The sequence below is a fragment of the Mesorhizobium sp. M1396 genome (genome assembly GCF_040317725.1).
In the GTDB taxonomy this organism is placed as follows: domain Bacteria; phylum Pseudomonadota; class Alphaproteobacteria; order Rhizobiales; family Rhizobiaceae; genus Mesorhizobium.
In genome coordinates, this window is the sequence record NZ_JAMYLA010000001.1 from 169,769 (window position 1) to 183,551 (window position 13,783).

14 protein-coding genes are annotated in these 13,783 nt (G+C 62.8%); 10 read left to right on the plus strand and 4 right to left on the minus strand.

Annotated features, from left to right (window positions below; all coding sequences use genetic code 11):
- Both NKH02_RS00825 and NKH02_RS00830 read left to right on the plus strand, forming a co-directional pair.
- A complete protein-coding gene (locus NKH02_RS00825; RefSeq protein WP_352866875.1) occupies positions 1-1,161 on the plus strand; it encodes a CaiB/BaiF CoA transferase family protein in 1,161 nt (386 codons plus the stop codon).
- Entirely contained in the window at positions 1,158-2,318 is a 1,161-nt protein-coding gene (locus NKH02_RS00830) for an extracellular solute-binding protein (RefSeq protein ID WP_352875662.1), read from the plus strand. The genes NKH02_RS00825 and NKH02_RS00830 overlap by 4 nt, the downstream gene beginning before the upstream one ends.
- A gap of 10 nt (positions 2,319-2,328) precedes the next feature.
- On the opposite strand, the gene NKH02_RS00835 is transcribed toward NKH02_RS00830, so the two are convergent.
- Both NKH02_RS00835 and NKH02_RS00840 read right to left on the minus strand, forming a co-directional pair.
- Positions 2,329-3,168 (minus strand): amidohydrolase family protein, encoded by an 840-nt coding sequence (locus NKH02_RS00835; protein ID WP_352875664.1) that lies wholly within the window; start codon positions 3,166-3,168, stop codon positions 2,329-2,331.
- A 65-nt stretch (positions 3,169-3,233) separates the two neighbouring features.
- The gene (locus NKH02_RS00840; RefSeq protein ID WP_352875665.1) at positions 3,234-4,019 is read right to left on the minus strand and encodes an IclR family transcriptional regulator; all 786 of its coding nucleotides are present in this window, start codon (positions 4,017-4,019) and stop codon (positions 3,234-3,236) included.
- A gap of 169 nt (positions 4,020-4,188) precedes the next feature.
- Between NKH02_RS00840 and NKH02_RS00845 the strand changes: the two genes are divergently transcribed.
- From NKH02_RS00845 to NKH02_RS00880, 8 genes are all read left to right on the plus strand, one after another.
- A complete protein-coding gene (locus NKH02_RS00845) occupies positions 4,189-5,508 on the plus strand; it encodes an ABC transporter substrate-binding protein (protein WP_352875666.1) in 1,320 nt (439 codons plus the stop codon).
- 150 nt (positions 5,509-5,658) lie between these two features.
- Positions 5,659-6,555 (plus strand): carbohydrate ABC transporter permease, encoded by an 897-nt coding sequence (locus NKH02_RS00850; protein ID WP_352866865.1) that lies wholly within the window; start codon positions 5,659-5,661, stop codon positions 6,553-6,555.
- A gap of 2 nt (positions 6,556-6,557) precedes the next feature.
- Positions 6,558-7,424, plus strand: a complete 867-nt coding sequence (locus NKH02_RS00855; RefSeq protein ID WP_352875667.1) for a carbohydrate ABC transporter permease — start codon at positions 6,558-6,560, stop codon at positions 7,422-7,424.
- Between the two features lie 4 nt (positions 7,425-7,428).
- Entirely contained in the window at positions 7,429-8,526 is a 1,098-nt protein-coding gene (locus NKH02_RS00860; protein WP_352875668.1) for an ABC transporter ATP-binding protein, read from the plus strand.
- A 5-nt stretch (positions 8,527-8,531) separates the two neighbouring features.
- The gene (locus tag NKH02_RS00865) at positions 8,532-9,644 is read left to right on the plus strand and encodes a mandelate racemase/muconate lactonizing enzyme family protein (RefSeq protein ID WP_352875669.1); all 1,113 of its coding nucleotides are present in this window, start codon (positions 8,532-8,534) and stop codon (positions 9,642-9,644) included.
- A gap of 9 nt (positions 9,645-9,653) precedes the next feature.
- Complete coding sequence (locus tag NKH02_RS00870; protein WP_352875671.1) at positions 9,654-9,983, plus strand: L-rhamnose mutarotase; 330 nt, start codon at positions 9,654-9,656, stop codon at positions 9,981-9,983.
- The gene (locus NKH02_RS00875) at positions 9,976-11,052 is read left to right on the plus strand and encodes a Gfo/Idh/MocA family protein (protein ID WP_352875672.1); all 1,077 of its coding nucleotides are present in this window, start codon (positions 9,976-9,978) and stop codon (positions 11,050-11,052) included. The genes NKH02_RS00870 and NKH02_RS00875 overlap by 8 nt, the downstream gene beginning before the upstream one ends.
- Complete coding sequence (locus NKH02_RS00880; RefSeq protein WP_352875745.1) at positions 11,049-11,504, plus strand: MaoC/PaaZ C-terminal domain-containing protein; 456 nt, start codon at positions 11,049-11,051, stop codon at positions 11,502-11,504. Before NKH02_RS00875 ends, NKH02_RS00880 begins: the two co-directional genes overlap by 4 nt.
- 148 nt (positions 11,505-11,652) lie before the next feature.
- Here NKH02_RS00880 and NKH02_RS00885 read toward each other — a convergent pair whose 3' ends face one another.
- Both NKH02_RS00885 and NKH02_RS00890 read right to left on the minus strand, forming a co-directional pair.
- Positions 11,653-13,338 (minus strand): SWIM zinc finger family protein, encoded by a 1,686-nt coding sequence (locus tag NKH02_RS00885; protein ID WP_352875673.1) that lies wholly within the window; start codon positions 13,336-13,338, stop codon positions 11,653-11,655.
- Entirely contained in the window at positions 13,335-13,730 is a 396-nt protein-coding gene (locus NKH02_RS00890; RefSeq protein ID WP_352875674.1) for a DUF3024 domain-containing protein, read from the minus strand. The genes NKH02_RS00885 and NKH02_RS00890 overlap by 4 nt, the downstream gene beginning before the upstream one ends.
- Between the last annotated feature and the right edge of the window lie 53 nt (positions 13,731-13,783).

Consider the following 13,783-nt stretch of genomic DNA (forward strand, 5'->3'; position numbering starts at 1 on the left):
ATGCCGGCTGCAGCCGAATTGCCGCTCGCCGGCCTTGTCGTCGTCGACATGAGCCAGTTCCTGTCGGGCCCGTACTGCTCGCTCAGACTGCTCGATCTCGGCGCTCGCGTGATCAAGATCGAGCGTCCGGACGGCGGCGACCTGTCGCGCCGGCTCTATCTCAGCGACACCGAGATCGGCGGCGATTCCACCATCTTCCATGCCATCAACCGGGCGAAGGAAAGTCTTGCTATCGACCTCAAGAACGACGCCGATCTCAAGGTGTTGCGCGGGCTGCTGGCCAAGGCCGATGTGCTGATCCAGAATTTCCGACCGGGCGTCATCGAGCGGCTCGGCTTCGACTACCAGGCGGTCCGCAAGATCAATCCGCGGCTGGTCTACGCCTCGATCAGCGGCTATGGCGAGGACGGCCCTTGGGTCAAGCGGCCGGGTCAGGACCTGCTGGCGCAGGCGCGTTCCGGCGTAATGTGGCTGAACGGAGACGAAGACCAGGGGCCGGTGCCGTTCGGTCTTGCCATCGGCGACATGCTGGCCGGTGCTGCCTGCGCGCAAGGCATTCTGGCGGCACTGGTGAGGCGCGGCATCACCGGCCAGGGGAGCCATATCGAGACAAGCCTGCTGGAGGCGCTGGTCGACTTCCAGTTCGAGGTGCTGACCACGCATCTCAATGATGGCCGCCGCTTGCCCAGGCGCTCCAGCTTCCGCAGCGCGCACGCCTATCTGTCGGCGCCTTACGGTGTCTACCCGGCCAAGGACGGCTATCTCGCCATCGCCATGACGCCGATACCCAAGTTGGCCGATCTGCTGTCGCTTAATGAGTTGGCACCCTATCGCGACAAGCCGGCATCCTGGTTCACCGCCCGCGACGACATCAAGGCGATCATCGCGCAGCGGATCGCCACCAAAACCATCGACGAATGGCTTGAAATTCTCGAGCCGGCCGACATCTGGTGCGCCAAGGTGCTGACTTGGCCGGAGATGCTGGCGAGCGAAGGGTTCCAATCGCTCGATATGCTGCAGACGGTGACACGCGAGGACGATGTTTCGATCCTGACCACCAGTTCGCCGCTCCGGGTCGATGGTGTCAGAGCCAAGGTCGACCGGGCGGCACCGCGCATCGGCCAGCACAGCGCTGCAATCCGCGAGGAGTTCGGCCTGTGAGCGTGCCCACACTCAAGGGCATGACCTGGAGCCATCCGCGCGGCTACGACCCGATGGTCGCTTGCTCATCCCTGTGGAAGCAAAAGACCGGCATCACCATCGAATGGGACAAGCGCTCACTGCAGGATTTCGAATCCTTCCCGGTCGAGGAATTGGCGCGTGCCTATGATCTTATCGTCATCGATCATCCGCATGTCGGCCAGATCACAGCGGAGCGCTGCCTCGAGCCGCTGGATGTCGCTGGCCGCGAGGCGGAACTTGCAGCGCTAGCCACGGGCAGCGTGGGCCAGTCCTATCGGAGCTACAACTGGCAAGGGCGGCAATGGGCCTTCCCGATCGACGCGGCCAGCCAGGTCCAGGCGTGGCGGCCGGATGCGCTCGATGCGCCGCCAGCGCGCTGGAGCGATGTGCTCGATCTCGCCCGGCAAGGCCGCGTGTTGTTGCCGCTGCGCCCGCCCCATGTGCTGATGGCGTTCTACACGCTGGCCGGCAATCTCGGCCATGCCTGCACAACCGATCCGTCCCACGATCTGATCGATGTGGAGATCGGCAGCGACGTCTTCGAGGCAATGCGCGAGATTGCGGCGCTGGTCGAGCCGGCCTGTTTCGAGATGGATCCGATTGCCGTCTCGGAGCGCATGGCGGAGGCCGATTCCAGGATCGTCTGCGCGCCGCTGATCTATGGCTATGTCTCCTATGCGGCGGCTGGTTTTCGTCAGAACAGGCTGGCTTTTGCGGACATTCCGGTGATCGGTTCCGCCGGCCCGATCGGTTCGGCGCTCGGTGGCACCGGCATAGCCATTTCAGCCTTTTCCAAGGCCAGGAATGCCGCGATCGACTTCGCCTACTGGGTCGCCAGCGGCGATGTCCAGCGCGGTCCCTATGCCGCCGCCGGCGGCCAGCCCGGCAATGCCGCGGCCTGGGAGGACCAGACCGTCAACGACGCGACTGGCAATTTCTATCGGAATACGCGCGCGACGCTGGAAGGTGCGTGGGTGCGGCCGCGCCATGACGGCTATATGGCGTTCCAGCAAGCGGCGTCCGACCGCATCCTTTTCGGCATGACCTCCGGGCATCAGGCACGGCAGGTCGTTGCCGATCTAAATCGCCTGTTTCGGGAAAGTTCCCCGGCGCCCGGCGCTGCCCGTAAAGCATGAACGAGCCCGCCTAGACAAACCGCCACAGCTTGCGGGCATTCGCGGACAACAGCCCGTCGCGCTCCGCAATGCTGCAGCCGGCAAGCAGCGCATGGGTCGCCGCCACCCAGGTCGACAAGCCGCCACCGAGCGTGCAGACCGGCCAGTCGCTGCCCCAGACGACACGATCCCAGCCGAATGAATTGATGGTGTGCTCGACATAGGGGCGCAGCGTCTCGGCCGTCCAACTGCCGGGATCGGCATAGGCGACGACACCGGAAATCTTGGCCATGATATTCGGGCGCCGCGCGATCTCGCTCATGTGCTCGCGCCACGGATGCTCGGCTCCGCCCTTGATGTCGGGCACGCCACAATGGTCGAGGACGAACTGGACATCGGGCGCCAGGTCAGCAAGCGCGATCGTCTTCGGGATCTGGTGCGGCAGCACGACAAGATCGAAGGTCAGGCCGGTGCCGCCAAGCCGCTTGATGTTGTCGCGAAACAGCGCGCCTTCCGAGAGATCGTCGGGCATGACGTGGAGAACACGGCGGAAGCCTTTGACGAACGGGTTTGCTTGCTGCCGTTCGAGATAGGCCGGAAAATCCGCCTCTTCGGGCCGGCAGGACGCGATCACTCCGGCCAGCATGCTGCCAGGTTGTCGTGACAGAACTTCGACACGAGCGGTCTCGGCCTCGATGTCGGCCGGATCGACATCGACCTCCATGTGCAGCACCCGCTCGACGCCGACGCGCCGCGCTTCCACGGCATATTCCTGATAGGAGAAATCGCGGTTGAGCGCCGGCACGCCTGACAGCCAGGGATAACGCAAGGCTGAACGATCGATGAGATGCAGATGGGTGTCGATGATCATGGCGGGCTCCTCCTCGTGGCTGTTTCAGATCATCTCACGGAGGAATTCTTCATTCAAATAAGAATTCACACCGATGAGCCGACGGCAGAGCCGGCGAGGTGCGACAGCTTTTCACAAGTTGCCAGCAGCAGCTCGATCGTCCGGGTGATGTCGGGTGCCGACGGCGCGTTGACCACGGTGATGTAGGGTATCGATAACGCGGCGATCGCCTTGCCATCGGAACTGCGCACCGGAGCGGACAGGTTGAAGACCCCGGCGGTCTGCATCGAGGCCATCATCTCGTAACCGCGGTCGCGGATCTGGTCGAGCCGGGTGAAGAACTCGGCCGACTGCGCCGTCTTGTCGGTGCTGCGGACGTGTTCCGAGATCATCATCCGACGCTCTTCCGGTGAACGAAAGGCGAGCAGCACATGTCCCGAACCGGTGTCGAACAGGCTGATATGCGAGCCGACCCGGATCGAAATCCCCCAGTAGTTCGGTGCCTCCTGCTGGGCGATGACCACGGCGGAACCGCGATCAAAAACAACGAGTTGGTTGGCCTGCTGCGAAGTCTCGGCCAGCTCGCGCATCAGCGGCGTAGCGTAGGAAACCAGCCGCCGTACCGGAGCGTGCAATTGCGCTAGGCCGAACAGCTTCAGCGTCAGCGAATAGCGGTCGCCGTCGAGCCTAGTGACGTAGCCGCGCCTCACCAGCCGATCGAGCATGCGGTAGAATTCGTTGGGGCTGCGGTCGAGCTTCTTGGCGATTTCGGCCTGCGTCAGGCCACCGTCGACGCCAGCCAGCAGTTCGAGGATATCGAGCCCCTTGTCGAGCGCCGGCGCGCGGTAGCGCTCGTCTTCGCCGTCGTCCATGGCTCGTCCCTCCAGTGAATTTCACCCTTCATATACGCAGGAACACGACTGGCGGAAACAAATTTCGTCTTGACGTATCCGTGAATGTTTTGTTTGTATATGAATGTAGCACTTCTTGTCATCAGACGAGTTGCGGTCGCCGCCGAGGCGGCACCAAGGGAGGATACCAATGAACAGACTGCTTTCCGGCGTGTCCGCCGGCGCATTGATGCTTGCATTAAGTGCAGGCGCTGCCCTTGCCGGCGATCTGCCCGGCAAATTCGAAGGTGTGACTGTCGACGTGAAGCTGATCGGCGGCCAGCAATATGAAAAACTCTACGAGCGCATTCCCGAATGGGAGAAGGCGACCGGCGCCAAGGTCAACATCCTGACCAAGAAGAACGGCTTCGACATCGACAAGGAGCTCAAGTCCGACATCGCTTCGGGCAGCACCAATTGGTGCGTCGGCTGGAACCATTCGTCCTTCGCGCCGCAGTATACGAGCCTCTACACCGACCTCGGCAAATTGCTGCCCAAGGAAGAGATCGACGCCTTCGTGCCTTCGACGATCACTTCGGCAACCATCGACGGCAAGCTGGAGATGCTGCCGCGCGCGCAGTTCGACGTCTCGGCGCTCTACTACCAGAAGAGCCTCTACGAGAACGCCGACAACAAGACCAAGTTCAAGGCGAAATACGGCTATGACCTAGTGCCGCCGGACACCTGGAAGGAAGTCACCGACCAGGCCGAATTCTTCGCCAATCCGCCCAATTTCTACGGCACACAGTTCGCGGGCAAGGAAGAGGCCATCAACGGCCGCTTCTATGAAATGGTCGTCGCCGAAGGTGGCGAATATCTCGACAAGGACGGCAAGCCGGTCTTCAATTCCGAGGCCGGCATCCGGGCGCTCGACTGGTTCGTCAACCTCTACAAGGCGAAGGCCGTGCCTGCCGGAACCACCAACTACCTCTGGGACGATCTCGGCCAGGGCTTTGCTTCCGGCACCGTCGCCATCAACCTCGACTGGCCGGGCTGGGCTGGCTTCTTCAACGATCCGAAATCGTCGAAGGTCGCCGGCAATGTCGGCGTCAAGGTCGCGCCGAAAGGTTCCTCGGGCAAGCGCACCGGCTGGTCCGGTTTCCATGGCTTCTCGGTGACCGAGAACTGCCCCAACAAGGAGGCTGCGGCTTCGCTGGTGTGGTGGCTGACCAACGAGGACAGCCAGAAGCTGGAGGCCGCCGCCGGCCCGCTGCCGACCCGCACCGCGGTCTGGGACTGGGACCTGAAGCAGGCGGAAAGCGATCCCTACAAGAAGGAGGTTCTTACCGCCTTCCAGGAAGAGGCCAAGCACGCCTTTGCCGTGCCGCAGACGCCTGAGTGGATCGAGATTTCCAACGCCGTCTATCCCGAGCTGCAGGCGGCGATTCTCGGCGACAAGACGTCCAAGCAGGCACTGGATGAAGCCGCCGCCAAGGCGACGCAAATCCTCCAGGACGCAGGCAAGCTCTAGTAACGGCTCCCAAGGCTGCCTCCCCCATCAGCATGACATCAGCATGGGGGAGGCGATCGCGCCTTTACCGGGCAAGAGCGCTGGCCGACCTATGGTGATCCTTAGTTGCTCTTGGCTCCGTTGATACTTCAGTTCACCTCAAGGATTCCGATGAAGGGCTTCAAGCCATCCGCGCCATTCCTGCTGCTGCTTCCGGCTGGCATCGTACTGGCGGCGGTCGTCGTCGTGCCGCTGCTTCTGTCGCTCTACTCCAGCTTCACGCCTTTTCGCTTGATCAAGCCCGAAACATTCTACGTCTTCATCGGCTTCAGGAACTATCTCTCGATCCTATCCAACACCGATTTCTGGTGGGCTTTTGGCCGCACGGTGCTGCTGCTGACCATCGCGCTCAATCTCGAAATGCTGCTTGGCCTCGGCCTTGCGATGCTGGTCGAGAAAGCGACACGTGGACAACGCATTCTGCGCACGCTGATGATGTTTCCGATGATGTTCTCGCCGATCCTCGTCGGCTTCCAGTTCAAGTTCATGTTCAACGACAATATCGGCCTCGTGAACAACGCCCTGCAGTCGCTCGGCATCACGCAGGACGCCATACCGTGGCTGATCGAGGGCCATCTCGCCTTCATCGCCATTTCGATCGCCGAGATCTGGTCGTCGACGGCGATCTTCGCCATCCTGATCCTCGCCGGGCTGCTCGCCATGCCCAAGGAGCCGATCGAGGCGGCGCGGGTCGACGGCTGCACGCCGTGGCAAACTTTCCGCTACGTGACGTGGCCGTTCGTCATGCCCTTCGCCTACATCGCCATGACCATCCGTTCGCTCGACGTCGCGCGCGCCTATGACATCGTCAAGATCATGACCGATGGCGGACCGGCGGGCCGCACCGAACTGCTTTGGACGCTGGTCGCGCGCACCGCCTACAGCGACGGGCGCATGGGCATGGCCAACGCCATGGCCTATTTCTCGATCCTGCTCTCGATCGCCTTCACCGTCTATTTCTTCAACAAGCTCGCCGCGGCGCGCACGCAGATCGGTGCTGAGTGGTGAGAATGGACGAGAATTCTTCCGCCCGCCTCAAGCGCCGGCTGTTGGGCATCATCTATCGCATCGGCCTGTTCCTGGCGATGCTGACCATCTGCCTGCCTGGCATGTGGATCGTCCTCTCGTCGCTGCGGCCGGCGGTCGAGATCATGGCCAAGCCACCAGTGTGGATCCCGCGGGAGATTTTATTCGATGCCTATGTCGCGATGTTCTCAGGCATCGGCAAGGGCGGCATCCCTGTTATCGAATATTTCCGCAACTCGCTGATCATCTCGGTGACCTCGACCATCATAGCGGTCGCCATCGGCATGGCCGGCGGCTATGCCTTCGCGCGCTACCGCTTCCGCGGCAAGTCGAGCGTCTTCCTCGGCCTGATGCTGACCCGCACGGTCCCCGGCATCGCGCTGTCGCTGCCGCTGTTCTTCCTCTATGTGCGGCTTGGCATCATCGACACGCATTTCGGGCTGATCCTAGCCTATGTCGCGCTCAACGTGCCGTTCACCATCTGGCTGATCGACGGTTTCTTCCGCCAGGTGCCTAAGGACCTCGCGGAGGCGGCACAGATCGATGGCTGTACGCGCTGGCAAGCCTTCTGGCAGGTCGAATTCCCGCTCGCCGGACCGGGCATCGCGTCGGCCGCGATCTTCGCCTTCCTGACCTGCTGGAACGAGTTCGCGCTGGCCTCGCAGCTGACCCGCTCGGTAAGCGCCAAGACGCTGCCAGTCGGCCTGCTCGATTACACCGCCGAGTTCACCATCGACTGGCGCGGCATGTGCGCGCTGGCCGTGGTGATGATCATTCCGGCGCTCACCCTCACCTACATCGTCCAGAAACACCTTGTCGGCGGCCTGACCTCCGGCGCGGTGAAAGGCTGATCCAATGGCAACCGTTACCCTCACCAAGCTGACCAAGCGCTACGGCAATATCGGGATCGTGCACGGCATCGATCTCGATATCGCCGACCGCGAATTCATCGCGCTGGTCGGCCCATCCGGCTGCGGCAAATCGACGACGCTGCGCATGATCGCCGGACTGGAGGAGATCAGCGCCGGCTCGATCGAGATCGGCGGGCGCGTCGTCAACGATCTGCCGCCGCGCTCGCGCAACATCTCGATGGTGTTCCAGTCCTACGCGCTCTATCCGCATATGACGGTGCGCGAGAATCTCGGCTTCTCCCTGAAGATCGCCGGTGCAGCCAAGGAAGACATGGAGCGTCGCGTCGCCGAGGCCTCTGCCATCCTCGGCCTCGACACGCTGCTCGACCGACGCCCGTCGCAATTGTCGGGTGGCCAGCGCCAGCGCGTCGCCATGGGCCGCGCCATTGTGCGCGACCCCGATGTGTTCCTGTTCGATGAGCCGCTGTCCAACCTCGACGCCAAATTGCGCACGCAGATGCGCACCGAGATCAAGAAGCTGCATGCCAAGGTGCGGTCGACGGTGATCTACGTCACCCACGACCAAGTCGAGGCAATGACGCTTGCCGACCGCATCGTCATCATGCGAGACGGCCATATCGAACAGGTCGGCACGCCCGACGAAGTGTTCCGGCGTCCGGCGACGCGCTTCGTCGCCGGCTTCATCGGCTCACCGCCGATGAACCTGCACGAGGCGACGATCGATGACGGCCAGATGGTTTTCGCCAGCGGCGAAAAATTGCCATTGCCCGGTCAGTTCAAGGCCAATGTCGCGACCGGCGACAAGGTCGTGTTCGGATTGCGGCCGGATGACATCTATCCGACCGGACACGGCATCAGCTCCGGGGGTGCGGCCGACGTCCACCAGATCGAACTGCCGATCACGGTCACCGAACCGCTCGGCAACGAGACGCTGGTGTTCGTCGAATTCAACGGCACCGACTGGGTTTCGCGCATGCTGAACCCGAGGCCATTGAGGCCGGGCGAGCGGGTCGCCATGAGCCTCGACATGTCGCAGGCGCATCTGTTTGCCACCGAGACCGGAAAGACATTGCGGAGCTGATCGGCATGGCCAGAATCGAGAGAGTCGAACTGCGGATGGTGGACCTTGTGCCCAAGGTCAAGCGCACCGACGCGATCCAGAGCTTCGTCAGCCAGGAAACGCCGATCGTCACCATTACCGATTCCGACGGCGCGGTCGGTACCGGCTACAGCTACACGATCGGCACCGGCGGCTCGTCGGTGATGCGGCTCCTCTCCGACCATCTGGTGCCACGCCTGATCGGCCGCGACCCTGACATGATCGAGGCGATCTGGCACGATCTCGAATTCGCCACGCATGCCACCACCATCGGGACGATCACGGCCATCGCCATCGCGGCGATCGATACCGCGCTTTGGGATCTGCGGGCCAAGAAGCAGAACCTGCCGCTATGGAAACTTGCTGGCGGCGCCAAGGACCGCTGCCCGCTCTACACGACCGAAGGCGGGTGGCTGCATATCGAGACGCAGGCACTGGTCGACGACGCGCTGGCCGCCAAGGCCAAGGGCTTTCGCGGCTCGAAAGTGAAGATCGGCAGGCCGCACGGTTCGGAGGATCTTGCCCGCCTTTCGGCGGTGCGCAAGGCGGTCGGCGATGGCTACGAGCTCATGACCGACGCCAATCAGGGTTTCTCGATCGACGAGGCGATCCGGCGCGCCGCGAGGCTGCGCGAGCTCGATCTCGCCTGGATCGAGGAGCCGCTGCCGGCCGACGACATCGATGGGCATGTGCGGCTGTCGAACTCGACGCCGACGCCGATCGCCATTGGAGAGTCGCTCTATTCCATCCGCCATTTCCGCGAATATATGCAGAAAGGCGCCTGTTCGATCGTGCAGGTCGATGTCGGCCGCATCGGCGGCATCACGCCCTGGCTCAAGATTGCCCATGCGGCGGAGGCCTTCGACATTCCGGTCTGTCCGCATTTCCTGATGGAACTGCATGTCAGCCTGACCTGCGCTGTTCAGAACGGCAGATATGTCGAGTACATTCCGCAGCTCGACCAGTTGACCGGCAAGCACATGCGCATCGAAGATGGCCAGGCGCTGGCGCCGGACGAACCGGGCATCGGCATCGACTGGGACTGGGACGCGGTCAAGGCCATGAGCATCGCCGAATTCACCACGGCGATCACGAAATAGGAGACGGGCATGCAGCGGATGGGGATGGTTCTGGGGCTGAAGCCGGAAAAAGTCGAGGAGTATGTCCGCCTGCACGCCGCCGTCTGGCCCGAGGTGCTGACCATGATCTCGGCCTGCAACATCAAGAACTATTCGATCTACCTGAGGCGGCCGGAGAACCTGCTGTTCAGCACCTTCGAGTATCATGGCACCGACTACGCCGCCGACATGGCCAAGATGGCTGCCGACCCCAGGACACAAGAATGGTGGGCGGTCTGCATGCCTTGCCAGGAACCGCTGGCGACGCGCAAGGAAGGCGAATGGTGGGCTGAGATGGACGAGGTCTTCCATCATGACTGAAAGCGGTTTCGACCCTGCCTCGCTCGTCCAATCCTGGCCCAAGCCCTCGAAGCCCCGGCCGATCGTCACTTTCGGCGCCGGGTCGATCGTCGGTGACGCGCATTTCCCCGCCTACCGTAAAGCCGGCTTCCCGGTCGCCGGGCTTTACGATCCCGATCACGCCAAGTCGGAAAAGCTTGCCAGCCAATGGGGCGTGACGGCCTTTCGCACACTTGAAGAAGCGGCCGCCGTCGAGGGTGCGATCTTCGACCTCGCGACGCCGCCCACCCGCCATGCCGATGTGCTGAAAGCATTACCTGACGGCACTGTCGCGCTGATCCAGAAACCGATGGGCGGCAACCTTGCCGAGGCAACCGCAATCCTCGAGATCTGCCGCTCCAAGAAGCTGCAGGCCGCAGTGAATTTCCAGGGGCGCTTCGCACCGATGATGCTGGCGCTGAAGGATGCCATCGCCAAGGGCTGGCTCGGCGAGATCGTCGACTTCGATGCCTGGCTGGCGCTGGCGACACCGTGGGAGCTGTGGGAGTTCCTGCTCAAGGCACCGCGCGTCGAGATCGCCATGCACTCGATCCATTATCTCGACCTGATCCGGCAGCTGCTTGGCGACCCGCGCGGCGTGCACGCCAAGACGCTCGGCCACCCCAACCATGCGGTGGCGCAGACGCGCACCAGCGCCATTCTCGACTATGGCGGCACCGTGCGCTGCGCGCTGTCGATCAACCACGACCACAAGTTCGGTCGCCGGCACCAAGCCTCCGAGTTCCGCATCTGCGGCACCGAGGGCGCGGCCTATCTCAAGCTTGGCCTCAACCTCGACTATCCGCGCGGCGAAGCGGAGGTGCTGGAGATCTACCCGAAAGGCGGGACGGATTGGGTCGCGGTGCCATTGGCCGGAGCATGGTTCCCCGACGCCTTCGTCGGCCGCATGGCCAATGTCCAGCGCTATGCAGCGGGCGAGGACGCAACGCTGATCAGCCCGGTCGAAGATGCCTGGAGCACGATGGCGCTGGTCGAGGCCGCGTATCAGTCGAGTGCGGCACCGGCGACGCCGATCGCGGAAAGGCCCTGATGGAACAGATCCAGTATTTCGAGGATTATGAGATCGGCTCGTCCCGCCTTACCAGCGGCCGCACCATCACCGAAACCGACTTCATCGTCCATGCCGGCCACACCGGCGATTTCTTCCCGCATCATATGGACGCGGAGTTCATGAAGACGACGCCGTTCGGCCAGCGCATCGCCCACGGCACGCTGGTGTTCTCGGTCGGCATCGGGCTGACGGCAACCATCGTCAACCCTGTCGCCTTTTCCTACGGCTATGACCGGCTGCGCTTCATCAAGCCGGTGTTCATCGGCGACACGATCCGCACGCGCACCACCATCGCGGCCAAGGAAGATGATCCAAAGCGGCCAGATTCAGGACGGGTGATCGAGCGCTGCGAGGTGATCAACCAGCGCGGCGAAGTGGTGCTCGCCGCCGACCACATCTACATCGTCGAACGCAGGCCCGCGCGGGACTGAGACTCTCGAATCAAGCCAGAGTGCCAGATCGAGATCGCTGCATTCATGCCAGACCTCGATCCGAGCGCGCCGGAACTCGCTGAAGCGCGGCACCTCTTTCCAAAGCGGCTTCGCGACGGAGCCGATAACGGCCACCGCGCGCCGCATGTCAGGCCAACAGTTTCATGAAATTGCGCTTGCGGCCGAAGCGGGCCTTCACATCCGCCAGATACGCGGCATGTTCGGACGCGCCGCGCAGACCAGCCATACGGCCGATCAGGGCCGCCGCTTCGGCATAGGCGCCGTTACCGCCAAACTGGGCCAGTTGGTTGACGCGTTCCGCATAAGTCTTCAGCGCCTCGCGCGGATGCGTGGCTTCACTGACCTGCGCGAGCTTTTCCTTCAGCCCCTCGGAAGCGCCATGTGCGTGCGCGTTCGCCCACGCCAAATCAAACTGCTTCTCCTCAATCAGGATGCTGATGAGCAGATCGGCCGGATAATGCCAAGCGGATGGCTTCTCGCTCGCCAGTCTGGATTGGAGGCGCTCGATTGCTCGATCGCGCGCCTCCCCGCCAGCCGAACTGCACAGCCGTTGATACAGTCCGAGGCTCGGCGCCTTCTCGAATGCGCGCCACAGATGCGCTTCGGCGTCCGCATTGCGACCGGCTTTGGTGAGCAGGTCGGCTGCAAAGACAACGAGCCGCTCGTCGGGCCGATCGTCCTCGAATATCCACAAGCCATCCTCGGCCCAGCGCAAAGCCTCCTCCACGCGTCCCTGCGAAAGACAGAATTCGGCGATCTTCAGATAACTTGGCTGTGAGGACAAATGCTTGGCGCGAAGCGCGATGCGCGCCTCGACGTCACCGTCGCGTTCAGCAAAGAAGTCGAGGATTTCCCGCAGCCTGAAATGGTCGCCGGACAGTACGTGACTTATCCGATTCTTGCCGGCGGTCGCGGGCAGTTCATTCCAGGCCTCGGTGGCAAGGCGGCGGTATTCGGCCAATCCTTCCTCGCCGAGGATATCGCCATAGCGCCCAGCCGCGCCAGCAAAGGTGTCGTAGTCACCGTTCATCTCGCGTGCGAACAGGTCACGCGCCAGGGACAAGGGTTCGCAAGTCGCCTCCAAGGCAGCGTTGCAGTGAATTTCGCATGCCCGGTCGAGAAGTGGGGCGCAACGGCCGTCGGAATCGTCCATGTCCTCAATGGCGCCCTCGATCCGATCGATGGCTCGCATAGCGAGCCGCATGACGACGCCCGCATGCTTGCTCGAGACCGAGGCGATCACATCGAGCGCCTCGTCCACGCCTTGGGCCCAGTCGGGCGCCTCGCGGTAATCTATGAAACCCTTCGTGGCGGTTGCTTCGTCGATCATCTTGCCGAGGCGCGCCTCGATGGTCGCCTCGTCGCCGTCTTGTGTAGCCAGCGTGGTCATTTCCAGCCTACGCAACAGGATAGGATCGCGCTCGACGACATCCATGATCATATCGACAAGCTCCACCTTGTCCTTGCCTTCCAGATGTTCGCGTATACGCGTGAACACATCGATGCTTTGCGCTTCCGTGTCGCCGCCCATCGCATTTGCCGCCAGCGCTGTTGCCACCAAATGCTTGCAATAGCCCCAATCCCCGAAGGCGCGGCAGGAACACGTGCCGTCGACCGACTCTGCACGCCCCATCAGCTCAACGCGATAGTCCTCCGTGCCGGCAACCTGCGCCAGCACGCGCTTCGGCTCGACGGTCAGCAGTTGCACCAGCCCGTCACGCCAGTAGGCCTCGCCGCGCGAGAATACCTTGCTGCCGACAAGGTCGCGCAGGGCGTCGACATCAAAACGGGGTCGACTGTTCTTGCGGTTCATAGTGGCGGCTGGAGCCTCGAGTCAGCCGAGATGAGACGCAGGGCCTCGTCCAACGCAACGGTCGCATGCAGCCGCCACCATGCTCCGGTGTGCCTGTGCCACATGAGGTCGAACCGGGTCTCGGCGAGATGCTCCTCCACATGGTCGAGCCGGGCGAAGGGAGCGTTGAATTCTTCACCGTCATCCGAACGATAGCGCGCGGAGAAACCGTATTTGCTTCCTCGCCACTTGCCGAAAATGTCTAGCGGATGGTCGAGCCGATTCGGCCGGCCGTGGATGAACCGTGGCTTCAGAACATCGGCGATGAAACGCTCGCAGTCGGCGGCGATGGCCAGCTTCTCGCCAGATGAAAGCTCTTTGACCCACACCCGTCGTGTATCCAGCTTCGCCATTGCAATCTTCCCGCGCCCTCTGCCGCCAAGAGCGCTGCGGAGCAGCCCTTAGC

Bases quoted from the DNA above. Each gene is read 5' to 3' on its own strand.
- NKH02_RS00840 (WP_352875665.1), bottom strand. From the start codon at position 4,019: ATGGACGACGGCGAAGACGAGCGCTACCGCGCGCCGGCGCTCGACAAG.
- NKH02_RS00860 (WP_352875668.1), top strand. From the start codon at position 7,429: ATGGCAACCGTTACCCTCACCAAGCTGACCAAGCGCTACGGCAATATC.
- NKH02_RS00865 (WP_352875669.1), top strand. From the start codon at position 8,532: ATGGCCAGAATCGAGAGAGTCGAACTGCGGATGGTGGACCTTGTGCCC.
- NKH02_RS00885 (WP_352875673.1), bottom strand. From the start codon at position 13,338: ATGAACCGCAAGAACAGTCGACCCCGTTTTGATGTCGACGCCCTGCGC.
- NKH02_RS00835 (WP_352875664.1), bottom strand. From the start codon at position 3,168: ATGATCATCGACACCCATCTGCATCTCATCGATCGTTCAGCCTTGCGT.
- NKH02_RS00890 (WP_352875674.1), bottom strand. From the start codon at position 13,730: ATGGCGAAGCTGGATACACGACGGGTGTGGGTCAAAGAGCTTTCATCT.
- NKH02_RS00875 (WP_352875672.1), top strand. From the start codon at position 9,976: ATGACTGAAAGCGGTTTCGACCCTGCCTCGCTCGTCCAATCCTGGCCC.
- NKH02_RS00825 (WP_352866875.1), top strand. From the start codon at position 1: ATGCCGGCTGCAGCCGAATTGCCGCTCGCCGGCCTTGTCGTCGTCGAC.
- NKH02_RS00870 (WP_352875671.1), top strand. From the start codon at position 9,654: ATGCAGCGGATGGGGATGGTTCTGGGGCTGAAGCCGGAAAAAGTCGAG.
- NKH02_RS00850 (WP_352866865.1), top strand. From the start codon at position 5,659: ATGAAGGGCTTCAAGCCATCCGCGCCATTCCTGCTGCTGCTTCCGGCT.
- NKH02_RS00855 (WP_352875667.1), top strand. From the start codon at position 6,558: ATGGACGAGAATTCTTCCGCCCGCCTCAAGCGCCGGCTGTTGGGCATC.
- NKH02_RS00845 (WP_352875666.1), top strand. From the start codon at position 4,189: ATGAACAGACTGCTTTCCGGCGTGTCCGCCGGCGCATTGATGCTTGCA.